Raw genomic sequence first — 12,527 nt, 5'->3', positions numbered from 1 at the left:
GGCCCAGCTTCTCCCCAGCAACCAATGGGTAAGAGGGGTGGGCGGGGGCTGGAGACAATGCCTCTATGGATTCGGAGGGCTGGGCGAAAAGCGATGAAAGCGTGTCTTCCATCGCCTTTTCTCATCCGGAGCCCGCGGCCCGCTCCTGAATCGGCGAGCGCGCCATCTGATGGAGGAAATAGAACGCCAAGGAGGCGGAGGCAATCGTTTCCTGCTCCTTCGCAGATGGCAGCCGAAGGGGAACCGCGACCCAGCGCACCATTCGCCATAGGGTGAACGCGGGGTAGAACCCCAGCGCCCGTAATGCTTCCGTCACCTTCGGGGTCTCCCGGCGGACCTGGGCATAAACCGGATGCCGCCAGCGGGTGCCCAGATCCGCGAGCGTTTGCGCCAGCCCCAGGAGCGGATCTTCCGACACGCTCCGGATTTCCTCCACCCAGGCTCCCTTCGCCCCTCGATAAAGCGCCCACGACGAAGCATGGAATGGAGGCTCACGGCCGACCAGCGTCTGGAAGGCCTGCTCCACCACCCGAGCCGGTCCGGCCCACACCGTGTAACGGCGGGCTCGCTCGAAGCCCAGGCGCTGCAGAAGGGCCGGCCGCAATTCGTCCAGCGCCACCTCCGCCACCAGACGCCGGATCCCATGTGCAGCGGCCCATTCAACGATAGCCTGAAGGACAATCTCCCATTCGGCTGTGGACTCCAGATCCAGGGTCGCCGGCGCAGGGGCCATAAACAGCAGGCGTCCTTCCTCCCCGCCGCGCCGACAGCTCAACTGGAGGAAATACGATCCCGAGGGATCTGAAAGCGTCAGCACCGGCGCCAGATCCGGGAAGAACAGGGAAAGGGTGGCGGCCTCAATCGGATGGAAGCGATCCACCCGGACCGCCCGCTCGTCCAGATATAAACCGGCGTGGGCGGCCGCCAGGAAACGCGGGCCATCCCTTATCCGCAAGGATCGGATCATCAGCGGGAAACCTGTCGCACGATTTCCAGGAAATACTGATGGAACCGGGTGTCGTCCGTCAGCTCGGGGTGGAAAGCGGTGGCCAGCAGATGTCCCTGCTGAGCCGCCACAACCGTTCCATCCCCCAGCCGGGCCAGGACCTCCACCCCGGGTCCTACGGCTTCGATCAGCGGAGCCCGAATGAAGATCGCATGGAAAGGCCGGGGATCCCCCACCCGGGCCAGGGCGGGGATCTCCAGATCGACCTCGAAGCTATCGATCTGGCGGCCGAAGGCATTCCGCCGCACCCGGACATCCATCAGACCCAGGGTGGGCTGGGGGCGGCCCACATCCCGGGCCAGGAAAATCATGCCGGCGCAGGTGCCCCAGATCGGCATGCCGGCCTCCGCCATGCGGCGGAGCGGTTCCATCAGCCCATAGCGCTCCGCGAGGGCGCCGATGGTGGTGCTTTCCCCTCCGGGGATGATCAGGCCATCCACTCCCTCCAGATGCTGAGGGAGGCGGACATCCACCGTCTCCACGCCCAGACGACGGAGCACCTGATGATGCTCCAGGTAATCCCCCTGCAATCCCAGCACCCCGATCCTCACCGTATACCTCCCTCAGGGAGTTGATCGCAACAAACCATCGGGTTTCGTTCTCCGAGATCCCGCGAAATCCCCGAGGATTTCACCACCCGCGCAGCGCGAGGCGCTGCACCTCGGTCAGCTGCCGGACGTCGATGCCATACATGGGCTCGCCCAGGCTGCGGCTGACCATCGCCAGGATCTCCGGCTCCTGCCAGTAGGTTACGGCCTCCACGATCGCCCGGGCCCGCTTATACGGATTCTCGCTCTTGAAGATCCCGCTTCCCACGAACACCCCATCCATCCCCAGCCACATCATCAGCGCCGCATCCGCCGGGGTGGCGATTCCCCCTGCGGCGAAGAGGACCACCGGCAGGCGCCCGAGGCGCCGGGTTTCCAGGACCAGCTCATAGGGAGCGCCGATCTCTTTGGCGTAGGCCACAAGTTCTTCCTCTCCCATCCCCTGGATCCGCCGGATGGCGCCCATGATCGCCCGCGCATGGCGAACGGCTTCGACCACATTCCCGGTTCCGGCCTCCCCTTTCGAGCGGATCATCGCCGCCCCTTCGGCGATCCGGCGCAGGGCCTCCCCGAGATCCCGCGCCCCGCAGACGAAAGGAACCTTGAATTCCCATTTGTTGATGTGATATTGCTCATCCGCAGGGGTCAGAACCTCCGACTCATCGATGAAATCCACACCGAGGGCTTCCAGGATCTTCGCCTCCATATAGTGGCCGATCCGGCACTTGGCCATCACCGGGATCGTCACTGCCTCCATGATCTCCAGGATCTTCTCGGGGTCCGCCATCCGGGCCACCCCGCCATGCGCCCGGATATCTGCGGGAACCCGTTCGAGGGCCATCACGGCCACTGCGCCTGCTTCCTCAGCGATCTGGGCCTGCTCCGCATTGGTGACATCCATGATCACGCCGCCCTTCAGCATCTGGGCGAGCCCCCGCTTCACCGTTACGGTCCCATAGACGCGTCGAGCCTCTCCCGTCATCGTGGACCTCCCTCCAGAGAAAGAAAAATGCCTGCCGGCGGAGCATCAGGTCATCCCACCGGCTATCCTTCGCGCTCACCCGCTCTCGCCCGCCGCAGACTGCATTCTGTATCTATCCATATTTTAATGCAACTCGCTGCCCGATTCGCGAGGAATAAAACGTTTGGGAGCTGGGCGGGTCGCCGAAGGCGACCCGCCCAGCTCCCCAGGCCTCTCAGGGGAACATCCCCATCGGTTAAGATAGTAGGAGAACCCTGTTGGACAGCCGTGGGGCCCGCCAGGTCCACCTGGCTCAGGGGTTCCCCTGAATCCCCTCCATGCACCTGCCCCGGAAGACCAGGGGCTATGGAAGCGAGCGATGAATCGTCACCGGGTTTGTAGCCGAACAAGCCCGCATCAGCCAGATTTTTAAGGAGCTGGAAGGCATGAAAGAACAGAACGAACTGGGGCGGATCGAGGTGCTGCCTGCGGCGATCGCCACCCTGATCGCGCAGGCCCTGGCCCAATGCTATGGGGTGGTCGGCCTGGCTTCGCACCGCATGACCGATGTGGTCGCGAACTTCTTTGCGCCAGACGCCCGACGAAGCATCGAGATCCGGGAGCGGCCGGACGGCCTGGTGATTGACGTCTATTTGATCCTGGCCTATGGGGTTCGATTGGTCGCCGTCGCCCGCAGCGTGCAACATACCATTAAATATCAGGTGGAGAAAACCACAGGCCTGCCGGTGGCGGAGGTGAACGTTCATATTCAGGGCCTGCAACCCCAGTGACGGAGAGTTCTTATGGAAAGAGGAACATCCTTCGCTTCTCAGGAGGAGGCCGTGCAACCGGAAGGGTCTTCTTCCTCGCGACCAGCCCTTCAAGCCATCGATGGGCCCACGTTTAAAGCGATGATCCGGGCTGGATTGCTTTGGCTTCGCCGCCATTATGAGCTGGTGAACGCCCTGAACGTGTTCCCGGTCCCGGATGGCGACACCGGGACCAATATGCTGCTGACGATGGAGGCGGCCTGGCAGGAGATCGCCCCTATGACAGACTCTGAGGTGGGTGTGCTGCTCCAGCGGGTAGCCCGGGGGGCATTGATGGGCGCTCGGGGGAACTCCGGTGTGATCCTCTCTCAGATCTGGCGGGGGATGGCCCAGGTGATCGACCGTCGCCCGATGATCACCGCAGAAGATCTCGCCCTCGCCCTTCAGGAGGCCACCCGCACGGCTTACCGCGGGGTGATGAAACCTGTTGAGGGAACGATCCTGACCGTGATCCGGGAGGCCAGTGAGGCGGCCACCCATGCCGTCCAGCGCGGCGGGGATCTGCTCGACGTGATGGAACAGGCGGTGCGCCGGGCCCACGAGGCGGTGCAACGCACGCCCGACCTGCTCCCCATCCTCAAAGCAGCCGGGGTGGTGGATTCGGGCGGACAGGGCCTGTATTTGATCCTGGAAGGGATGCTTCGCTGTCTGAAGGGGGAGCCCATCGAGGAGGCTCCGATGATCGCTCCCTCCCTCGCCGGCGCCCGGGCGACCGAGGCCCTGGAGCCCGGATCCGAGGGCTATGGCTACGATGTCCAGTTCATCCTGGTGGGCCACCATCTGGATGTGGACCAGATCCGTCGCGACCTGGAGGCGATGGGCGATAGCGTCCTGGTCGTGGGCGATGCGAACACAGTGAAGGTGCATCTGCATGTTCATGATCCCGGGCGGCCGCTGAGCTACGCCATCCGCTGGGGCAGTTTGCGGGACGTAGTGGTAGAAAATATGCAGGCTCAGTATCAACAATTTATCCAGGAGCGGGCCCGAGGGACAGAGAGTTCCTCCTCTCCCCTGCAACCCGGCCAAGTGGCTACGATCGCAGTGGTCCCCAGCGAGGGATGGGCCCGGATCTTCACCAGCCTGGGGGTCAGCGCGACCCTTCGCGGCGGGCAGACCATGAACCCCAGCGCTCAGCAATTCGTGGAGCTCATGCAAACGCTGCCCGCGGATCAGATCGTCGTGCTGCCTAACCATCCCAATGTGATGTTGACGGCCCGCCAGGCCGCCGAGCTGGTTCCGGATAAACGCGTGGAGATCCTCCCGACCCGCACTCTACCTCAGGGCGTGGCCGCCATGGTAGCCTATCGCGCCGAGGCAGATCTGGAAAGCAATCTGCAGGCGATGAAGGAGGCGCTGCGGCTGGTGCGGAGCGGGCAGATCACCCGGGCCACGCGGGATGTGGAGCTGGAAGGCGTGTCTGCCCGTCAGGGACAATGGATCGGGCTGGTGGAGGATCATCTGGTGGCCGCAGGGGATGATCTGGAGGAAGTCATCCAGAGGACCCTGGAGGCGATGGATGCTTCCTCGGCCGAATTGCTCACTCTGTATGTGGGGGCAGAAGCAGATCTCTCCCAAACGGTCCAGCTGGTTGAGAAACTCCGTTCTCGCTATCCCCAGCTGCAGATCGAGATGGTGGAGGCTGGACAGCCCTACTATTCTTACATCCTGAGCGCGGAGTAGGAGCCCGCCGGGATCATGGATGGTGTGGGGGGAGAGGGACGGTTAGAGCATTTGCCTGCCCCAGGCTGGGGGAGGCTCTGAAGGTGGAGCGGGGCATTTTCCGCGTTCATCATTGCCAGCGGAGGGAACTTCATCCATGCCCATCCGGGTGCTTGTGGATAGCGCTGCCGTGCTGAGCGCAACAGACCTGCCGGATGACATGCTGGTCTGGATCCCGCTGACCATTCGGGTGGATCATCAAACCTTCCGGGAGGGGATCGATGAGATCCCTCCCGACCTCTGGCCGCCTGCGGATCGAACGAAGGCGTTCACCATCGAGCCGCCGACGGAAGAGGAGCTCCGGGCGCTTTACGCCCGGCTGGCCCCCAGCACCTCGGCCATCGTGGCTGTTCTGCATTCCGGCCGGCTCTCTCCGCTGGTCGCCCGGGCACGGGCTGCGGCTTCCGTCGTGCTGGGGCGGTGCCCGGTCCATGTCATCGATACCCAAACGATGGGGATCGCCCAGGGCTGGATCGCGGAAACGGCCCTTCGCCTGGCCGCTCAGGGCCAGCCGGTTCACGAGATCGTTCGGCTGCTACGAGGGATGCTCTCACGCCTCTACGCCGTTTTCGTGACGGAGAGCCTAGAAGCCCTGGAGCGCAACCGTTTGTTAAGCAAAACCCAGCGCATCCTGGGAACGATGCTGGGGATCCGGCCGTTCCTGATGATGGAGGATGGTGCCCTGCTCCCGCTGGAGAAAGCCCGCTCCACCGAGAAGGCGCTGGAAAAGCTGATTGAATTCGCGGCCGAGTTCTCCCGGGCGGAACGGGTGGGAGTCCTTTACGGGCCGGCTCGGTCCCCCCAGGAGGCCCATGCCTTCGCTCAGCGCTTGCAGGAAGCGATGCAGGCTCGCGAGCTCATCGTCCGCCCTTACGGCCCTTCCCTGGCGGCATGGATCGGCTTTGATGGGCTGGGGGTTATGATTCAAGAATAAGCGCAAACCCATCCCGATAAGGAGCGCATCGATGTTATCTCGCGTGCTCTCCGCTTTGATCATCTTTTCGCTACCGGCTGTGTTGCTCCTGCTGAACGTCCGGCTGCTGATGAGTGACTGGTTCATTCGCATGGAATATGCGCGGCCGGATTTCCCGCCGGATCTCTACGGGATGAGCCCGGAGGAGCGGCTGGAACTCGCCCTGACCGGGCTTCGCTCGGTGACCCAGCCGCCCGGGGCCAGCATCCTGCGGGAGATCCGATTCGCCGATGGGCGGCCAGCCTTCAACGAGCGGGAGATCCGGCACATGCAGGATGTGTATGTTCTCCAGGGGGCCGCCTTCCGGGTGGGCCTGATCCTGGCCCTGGCGCTCATCGGGGCCTGGGCGTATCTCTGGTTCTCCCCCGCAACCCGCCCGCTGGCCTGGCAGAGCCTGAATTGGGGAGGGCTCCTCACCCTGGGGCTGGTCCTGGGGATCCTGCTGGGCTTCCTGCTGAGCTTCGATGCCGCCTTCACGCTGTTCCACCGGGTGTTTTTCGAAGGAGACACATGGCTTTTCCTGCCCACGGATACGCTGATCCGCCTGTATCCGGAGAAATTCTGGTTTGACGCCGCTGTGGGGATCGGCGGGCTCACTTTGCTGGAAGCCATCGCGCTGATCCTCCTAACGCGCTGGAGGCTTTCCCTCCGTTAGCCAGCAGGATTTACGCCGTTGAGCCCGGACCGCAGGCTCTCAAATTCCCAAGCTTTAGGTGAACCGCTCCATGCGCATCCTGATCACCGGTGCCGCCGGATTTATCGGCTCCCATCTCTGCGATCGCTTCCTCGCGGATGGCCACGAAGTGATCGGCGTGGATAATTTCCTGACCGGGACGGCCGATAACATCGCCCATCTGATCGGGCACCCACGCTTTCGCTTCATTCGCCATGACGTGACCCACTTCCTCTATGTCGAAGGACCGCTCGATGCGGTGCTGCACTTTGCATCGCCGGCCAGCCCGGTGGACTATCTGAAATACCCCATCCAGACCCTGAAAGTCGGCGCGCTGGGGACTCATAACACCCTGGGCCTTGCGCGGGTCAAGGGGGCCCGCTATATGCTGGCTTCCACCAGTGAGGTCTATGGGGATCCCCAGGTTCATCCTCAGCCGGAAACCTACTGGGGCTATGTGAACCCGATCGGGCCGCGAGGAGTCTATGATGAGGCCAAACGGTTCGCCGAGGCCATGGTGATGGCTTATCATCGGGTTCACGGCGTGGATACCCGCATCGTTCGCATTTTCAATACCTACGGTCCCCGCATGCGGCTGGACGATGGGCGGGTGGTGCCGAATTTCATCGGCCAGGCCCTGCGAAGGGAGCCGCTGACGGTCTACGGGGACGGCTCGCAAACGCGCAGCTTCTGTTATATCGATGACCTGGTGGAGGGGATTGTGCGGCTCCTCGAGGTTGAAGAACACGAGCCGGTGAACCTGGGAAACCCGGAGGAGGTCAGCATCCTCATCTTTGCGGAGCTCATCAACCGTCTGACCGGGAACCCCGCCGGGATCCGTATCCTGCCGGATCGACGGATCCCGGGGGATCCCCAGCGCCGCTGCCCGGACATCACGAAAGCCCGCCAGCGCCTCGGGTGGAGCCCGCGGATCCCCCTGGAGGAGGGGCTGCGACGGACGATTCGGTGGTTTGAGGAACGGCTGAAGATGCGATAAGCCTCTCCCCGAGACCCGCCCAGGTAGCGAGGAGGAGCGAGGCGGCTCATCCATCACCCCGGATCCGGGTTCGCGACATGGCAGGCATGGATCGCTCTTCTCATGGACTCCAGCTAAGGCTACGCTTATTTGACCAGAAGCGCGAGTGGGGGGTTCTGGCCCTCGTCTTGGGTTTGCTGCTGGCATGGAGGCCGGAGCTCCTGATCGGGATCAGTATGGCCTTCGCTGGTCTGCTCGCCCTCCTGCGGGTCCCTGAAGCCGGCCTGGGGGCGGCGTTGCTGACCGGACCTCTGGCACCGCTGGAGAGCGAACGCTGGCATCCTCCCCTCCCCAGCGCCCAGATCTTCTTGGGCCTGGCGCTCCTGGGCTGGATCTGGCGGGGGCTGGCCCACCGCACGTTTTCCCTGCCGCGATGGGGCTGGAGCTGGGCCTACGGGCTGTTCCTGGGCTATGCGCTGCTCTCCCTTTCCTGGGCTCCATCATGGGAAGAGGGGCTCCCAGAATGGATCAAATGGGCGCAAATCGGGATGGTGGTGATCATAATCCGGACCGCCTCGCCGCGCATGCAACGGATCCTTCTGGGGATCGCGCTGGCTTCCGGCGCCCTCCAGGCGGGCATCGGGATCTGGCAGGCCTTCCTGCGAGGGACCGGGCCGGAGCATTTTCAGCTTCCCGGCCTTCCGTTCTATCGGGCCTATGGAACGTTCCAGCAACCCAATCCCTTCGCCGGGATGATGGGGCTGATCGCGCCGGTCGCGCTGGGCCTCGCCTTCGGGCTGCTCTTCCATCCTCAACGACCCCTTCCGGAGAGGGCATTGGGGCTGGGAGCGCTGGGCATCGGAGGCATGGCGCTCCTGGCGCTCCTCGTTTCCTGGTCCCGGGGCGCATGGCTGGGAGCCGCCGTGGCGATGGGAACACTGATCGGGATGCTGCCCGCTCGAGGCCGATGGGGTCTGGCCGCTCTGACGGCCCTGATCCTGACCGGGATCTTTCTGTGGACCGCAGGGTGGATCCCGGCACCCATTCGGGATCGCCTGAGGGGGGCGATGGAGGAGATCCAGGTCATCGATGTGCGCGGGGTGGAGGTGAATGATGCGAACTTCGCCATCATCGAGCGGCTGGCCCACTGGCAGGCCGCCGTGGAGATGATCCGGGCTCATCCGTGGCTTGGGATAGGGTTCGGGAACTACGCCGCTGCTTATCCGGCCTACGCCCTGATCCGCTGGCCGAACCCGCTGGGCCACGCCCATAACATCTATCTGAACATGGCCGCGGAAACCGGCCTGATCGGCTTGCTGCTTTACCTGTTGCTCTGGATTGTGATCGGGCTCCAGACCGGGCGAGCCTGGCGACGGAGCAAAGGATGGCGAAGGGGGCTGGCGGCGGGGATCATGGCCGCGTGGATGCATTTGCACATTCATCAGCTCTTCGATAATCTTTACGTGGCCAACCTGCCTCTGTTCATCGCCCTCTATGGAGCGTGGGTGGAACTTCTGAATGCGGACTGACGACCTTCGACCCAGAGCCCGAGATGGAGGACATCCCGTGGAGAGGCGGCTTTCCCTTCGGCCCGCTCGGGGAGATCTTTACCGAATGTATCGCAAGGAGATCGTGCGTTTCCTGAAGTTCTGTGTGGTCGGGACGGTGGGCTTTGTGGTGGATACCGGGATTCTGAACAGCCTGATCTTCCTGGGCGGATGGATCCCGGTTATGGCCAAGGCGGTTTCGTTCACCGCCGCGGTGATCAACAATTTCCTGTGGAACCGCCACTGGACCTATCCGGAATCCCGATCGAAGCCGATCTGGCAGCAGATCTCCCAGTTTTTCATGGTGAACACTGCCGGATTGGGGATCAACCTCGCGGTGTTCGGGACGGTCTCGGGGTTCCTCATTCCCCGCCTGGGGATGAAGTGGGGCGTGAACGTCTCCCAGGTGATCGCTGTGGGGATCGCCCTGTTCTGGAATTTCCTGGCGAACCGTCTCTGGACGTATAACGATGTGCCGTAAGACGGGAAATCCGGGCAGGGGCTTCAGACGCCCTCACACCCCGAAAGGCCATACGCAAGACCCGTTCACCACGAACCCAGCGCGCGGACAGAACCCTGATTCAGGAGGAGGTTCAAATGCTGCGGGTTGAAATCGAATACTGCGCGGTCTGAGGGTATCTCCCTCGAGCGGTCAGGTTGACCGAGGAGCTGCTCAAGGAATTCGAAGGCCACGTGGCCTCCTGGACGCTCATCCCCTCCAGCGGGGGCGTCTTCGAGGTCCGGGTGAACGGAGAGCTGGTGTTTTCAAAGAAACAGCTGGGGCGCCACGCAGAGGTGGAGGAGATCCGCCAGGCGCTGGCGGCCCGGCTGCCCTCATAACGCCCGGAGGGGCGGGCGCCCCACCCGCCCCTCCCTTCATCGCCCCCGGCTGGCGGTGATCGTTCCCACCCCGAAAATCTGGGGGGACAGGCGGATCCCCGCCGCCTCCAGACGGGACATGAAATGCGGGCGGATCCCGGTCGGCCGATGGACCCCTTCCACCTTCCCCTGTTCCTCCCCGATCGCTTTCGCCTGGAAGACGAAGAGATCCTGCAGCACCACCGTATCCCCTTCCATCCCCTGGATCTCTGTGACCCGGGTGATCTTCCGCGAGCCATCCCGCAACCGTTCCTGCTGCACGATGAGATCGATAGCGGAGGCGATCTGAGTGCGAACCACCCGCAGGGGGAGATCCATGCCGGCCATCAGCACCATCGTTTCCAGACGGGAGAGGGCATCGCGGGGGCTGTTCGCGTGGATGGTGGTCATCGAGCCTTCATGGCCTGTGTTCATCGCCTGAAGCATGTCCAGGGCCTCGGGCCCCCGGCATTCCCCCACGATGATCCGATCGGGCCGCATCCGCAGGGCATTGATCACCAGATCCCGAATGGTCACCCGCCCCGTTCCATCCGGCAGGGCAGGCGCTGCCTCCAGGCGCACGACATGGCGCTGTTGCAGCTGGAGCTCCGCCGCATCCTCGATGGTGACAATGCGTTCGTCCTCCGGGATGAACGCGGAAAGCACATTCAGCAGAGTGGTCTTCCCCGAGCCGGTCCCGCCGGAGACCACAATATTCAGCCGGGCGAACACGCATGCCCGCAGGAACTCCGCCATCTCCGGCGTCATCGTTCCGAAGCGGATGAGATCCTCCACGGTCAGCCGGCGGGCCGGGAATTTCCGGATCGTGATCGTGGGCCCGTTCAGAGCGCAGGGTGGGATGATCACATTCACCCGCGAGCCATCAGGCAGCCGGGCGTCGGCCATGGGCCACGCCCGATCCACCTTGCGCCCCAGGGGTCGGAGGATGCGCTCAATGACCTCCATCACATGCGACTCGTCCCGGAACCGCGCATCGACCTCAACGATCTTACCGGCCCGCTCCACATAGACCTGATGGGGGCCATTGACCATGATCTCGGTGATGGAGGGATCGCGCACCAGCGGCCCGATGGGGCCGTAGCCCACGACCTCGTCTCCGACCTCATCCACCAGCCGCTCCAGCGCCTCTGGGGGCAGGGAGACCCGCGCGGAGGCCAGCAACTGGCTGACCCGATCCCGGACCCAGCGCCAGCTCTCCGGGGTCATTCCCATCGGCGGCGGCTCCGAACCTTTCCGCAGCTGCTGGATCAGCCAGGCCCGAAGCCGGGCATAATGCTCCGGGGGGATCGGCAGCTCCTGCGGGTTCAAGGCGCCCTCCTTTCCTTCGCAAGCTCCAGGATCTCCCCCGCCCATTCCCGGATGCGATGCGCAGCGGGACTTTCCGGCTCGATCTCCTGGATAGGCTGACCATCCTGCAGCGCCCGATGGGCCGTTACCGGATCCACCGGCCAGACCCGGATGGGAACCCCACCCAGGCGGTTCTGGATCTCCATCTCCGTCCATGGCTCGGGAACCACCCAGCGCCGCACCCAGATGGGCCAGACTCGCGGCGATCGCAGGCCCAGGTCTTCCAGTTGACGGAGCACGAGCCGCGCCCGCCGCATCCCGGGTCCATGGCTCTCAAAGGCGAAGAAGATCCGCAGACAGCGGGGGAAGATGGAGGCCGCCACCGGTCCGATGGGATCCCCAACCATCCAGACCAGAAATCCGGCCTGGGGGGCCAGCCGCTCCGCCACCCGCTGGACAGCGGCCGGGCTGGGTCGTCCATAGACGGACCAGACATGGAGCTGCTCCCGAACCGGGATCAGACCCTGGGCCGGATCCCGGCCCACCTCCAGGTCCTCCACCGTGAGAGGAGGCTCCAGATCGAAGATCAGGGCTCCTCGCCCCAGCCCCTCCACATCGATCAGGAAGGTCGGGGCATGGGCGGCCAGAGCGACTGCCAGGGCCGAAGCCAGGAACTCCCCTGCACTGCCCGGCCAGCTCTCCCCACAGGCGATCTCCAGCGCCTGGTTCCCCGAAGGAAGGAGGGGACGGGCGGCTTTCAGCGTTTCCTGAACCGTTTGTAGCAGGGTTTCGGCGGAGACCGGCTTGGTCAGGTAGGCCTGCACGCCCAGGAGCTTCTGCTCCGCCGCTGGGGCCACCTGAGCTTTCGCGGTCAATACAATCACGGGCAGGCCTCGCAGATCCATCCGCCGGTGCATGGCTTCCAGAACCTCAAAACCATCCATCCCTGGCATCATCAGGTCCAGAATGATGAGATCCGGATGCTCCCGGCTCATCACTTCCAAAGCCTGGAAGCCGTCCTCTGCGTAGAGGATATCGTGGCCGGCCCGTCGGAGCACCAGCCCGATCAGCCGGCGCGCGTCGGGATCATCGTCCACCACCAGCAGCCTCGCCATGGGAATGCCTCCT

Annotated in this window: 13 protein-coding genes; 8 read left to right on the top strand and 5 right to left on the bottom strand. The window is 64.0% G+C overall.

The genetic code is table 11. The features are described 5' to 3' along the window. Window positions 1-121: 121 nt before the first annotated feature. The 3 genes from VAE54_RS03965 to pdxS all read right to left on the bottom strand — a co-directional run bounded on the left by VAE54_RS03965 (window position 122) and on the right by pdxS (window position 2,536). On the bottom strand, window positions 122-967 hold the full coding sequence (locus VAE54_RS03965; RefSeq protein WP_322800639.1) for a hypothetical protein: 846 nt from the start codon (window positions 965-967) through the stop codon (window positions 122-124). After that, window positions 967-1,557, bottom strand: a complete 591-nt coding sequence (pdxT, locus tag VAE54_RS03960; RefSeq protein ID WP_322800638.1) for a pyridoxal 5'-phosphate synthase glutaminase subunit PdxT — start codon at window positions 1,555-1,557, stop codon at window positions 967-969. Before pdxT ends, VAE54_RS03965 begins: the two co-directional genes overlap by 1 nt. Window positions 1,558-1,636: 79 nt before the next feature. After that, entirely contained in the window at window positions 1,637-2,536 is a 900-nt protein-coding gene (gene pdxS, locus VAE54_RS03955) for a pyridoxal 5'-phosphate synthase lyase subunit PdxS (protein ID WP_322800637.1), read from the bottom strand. Window positions 2,537-2,961: 425 nt separating this feature from the next. Here pdxS and VAE54_RS03950 point away from each other — a divergent pair, with 425 nt between their 5' ends. The 8 genes from VAE54_RS03950 to VAE54_RS03915 all read left to right on the top strand — a co-directional run bounded on the left by VAE54_RS03950 (window position 2,962) and on the right by VAE54_RS03915 (window position 10,073). After that, window positions 2,962-3,306, top strand: coding sequence for an Asp23/Gls24 family envelope stress response protein (locus VAE54_RS03950; RefSeq protein ID WP_322800636.1), 345 nt, complete (start codon window positions 2,962-2,964; stop codon window positions 3,304-3,306). Between the two features lie 12 nt (window positions 3,307-3,318). Continuing rightward, entirely contained in the window at window positions 3,319-5,025 is a 1,707-nt protein-coding gene (locus VAE54_RS03945) for a DAK2 domain-containing protein (RefSeq protein ID WP_322800635.1), read from the top strand. 136 nt (window positions 5,026-5,161) lie between these two features. Continuing rightward, a complete protein-coding gene (locus tag VAE54_RS03940) occupies window positions 5,162-5,998 on the top strand; it encodes a DegV family protein (RefSeq protein WP_322800634.1) in 837 nt (278 codons plus the stop codon). 31 nt (window positions 5,999-6,029) lie between these two features. Further along, window positions 6,030-6,692 carry a TIGR01906 family membrane protein gene (locus tag VAE54_RS03935; RefSeq protein WP_322800633.1) on the top strand — a complete coding sequence of 221 codons (663 nt, stop codon included), beginning with the start codon at window positions 6,030-6,032 and terminating at the stop codon, window positions 6,690-6,692. A 70-nt stretch (window positions 6,693-6,762) separates the two neighbouring features. Beyond that, window positions 6,763-7,707 carry a UDP-glucuronic acid decarboxylase family protein gene (locus VAE54_RS03930; RefSeq protein WP_322800632.1) on the top strand — a complete coding sequence of 315 codons (945 nt, stop codon included), beginning with the start codon at window positions 6,763-6,765 and terminating at the stop codon, window positions 7,705-7,707. An 86-nt stretch (window positions 7,708-7,793) separates the two neighbouring features. Continuing rightward, entirely contained in the window at window positions 7,794-9,215 is a 1,422-nt protein-coding gene (locus VAE54_RS03925) for an O-antigen ligase family protein (RefSeq protein ID WP_322800631.1), read from the top strand. Window positions 9,216-9,300: 85 nt separating this feature from the next. Further along, a complete protein-coding gene (locus VAE54_RS03920; protein ID WP_322800630.1) occupies window positions 9,301-9,714 on the top strand; it encodes a GtrA family protein in 414 nt (137 codons plus the stop codon). 116 nt (window positions 9,715-9,830) lie between these two features. Continuing rightward, window positions 9,831-10,073, top strand: a complete 243-nt coding sequence (locus VAE54_RS03915; RefSeq protein WP_322800629.1) for a SelT/SelW/SelH family (seleno)protein — start codon at window positions 9,831-9,833, stop codon at window positions 10,071-10,073. A 36-nt stretch (window positions 10,074-10,109) separates the two neighbouring features. Here VAE54_RS03915 and VAE54_RS03910 read toward each other — a convergent pair whose 3' ends face one another. Together VAE54_RS03910 and VAE54_RS03905 are read right to left on the bottom strand one after the other, a co-directional pair. After that, complete coding sequence (locus tag VAE54_RS03910) at window positions 10,110-11,465, bottom strand: CpaF family protein (RefSeq protein ID WP_416223766.1); 1,356 nt, start codon at window positions 11,463-11,465, stop codon at window positions 10,110-10,112. Next, window positions 11,417-12,514, bottom strand: coding sequence for a response regulator (locus VAE54_RS03905; RefSeq protein WP_322800627.1), 1,098 nt, complete (start codon window positions 12,512-12,514; stop codon window positions 11,417-11,419). The genes VAE54_RS03910 and VAE54_RS03905 overlap by 49 nt, the downstream gene beginning before the upstream one ends. Window positions 12,515-12,527: the final 13 nt, after the last annotated feature.

It is taken from the genome of Thermoflexus sp., assembly GCF_034432235.1.
Lineage (GTDB): Bacteria > Chloroflexota > Anaerolineae > Thermoflexales > Thermoflexaceae > Thermoflexus.
Note: the sequence above shows the minus strand (reverse complement) of the source record. Positions and strands in the feature narration are given on the sequence as shown.

Excerpts from the sequence above, each read along its gene's own strand:
- pdxS (WP_322800637.1), bottom strand. The coding sequence starts at position 2,536 with ATGACGGGAGAGGCTCGACGCGTCTATGGGACCGTAACGGTGAAGCGG.
- VAE54_RS03925 (WP_322800631.1), top strand. The coding sequence starts at position 7,794 with ATGGATCGCTCTTCTCATGGACTCCAGCTAAGGCTACGCTTATTTGAC.
- VAE54_RS03905 (WP_322800627.1), bottom strand. The coding sequence starts at position 12,514 with ATGGCGAGGCTGCTGGTGGTGGACGATGATCCCGACGCGCGCCGGCTG.
- VAE54_RS03930 (WP_322800632.1), top strand. The coding sequence starts at position 6,763 with ATGCGCATCCTGATCACCGGTGCCGCCGGATTTATCGGCTCCCATCTC.
- VAE54_RS03910 (WP_416223766.1), bottom strand. The coding sequence starts at position 11,465 with ATGGGCGGGGGAGATCCTGGAGCTTGCGAAGGAAAGGAGGGCGCCTTG.
- VAE54_RS03935 (WP_322800633.1), top strand. The coding sequence starts at position 6,030 with ATGTTATCTCGCGTGCTCTCCGCTTTGATCATCTTTTCGCTACCGGCT.
- VAE54_RS03920 (WP_322800630.1), top strand. The coding sequence starts at position 9,301 with ATGTATCGCAAGGAGATCGTGCGTTTCCTGAAGTTCTGTGTGGTCGGG.
- VAE54_RS03940 (WP_322800634.1), top strand. The coding sequence starts at position 5,162 with ATGCCCATCCGGGTGCTTGTGGATAGCGCTGCCGTGCTGAGCGCAACA.
- VAE54_RS03950 (WP_322800636.1), top strand. The coding sequence starts at position 2,962 with ATGAAAGAACAGAACGAACTGGGGCGGATCGAGGTGCTGCCTGCGGCG.
- VAE54_RS03945 (WP_322800635.1), top strand. The coding sequence starts at position 3,319 with ATGGAAAGAGGAACATCCTTCGCTTCTCAGGAGGAGGCCGTGCAACCG.
- VAE54_RS03965 (WP_322800639.1), bottom strand. The coding sequence starts at position 967 with ATGATCCGATCCTTGCGGATAAGGGATGGCCCGCGTTTCCTGGCGGCC.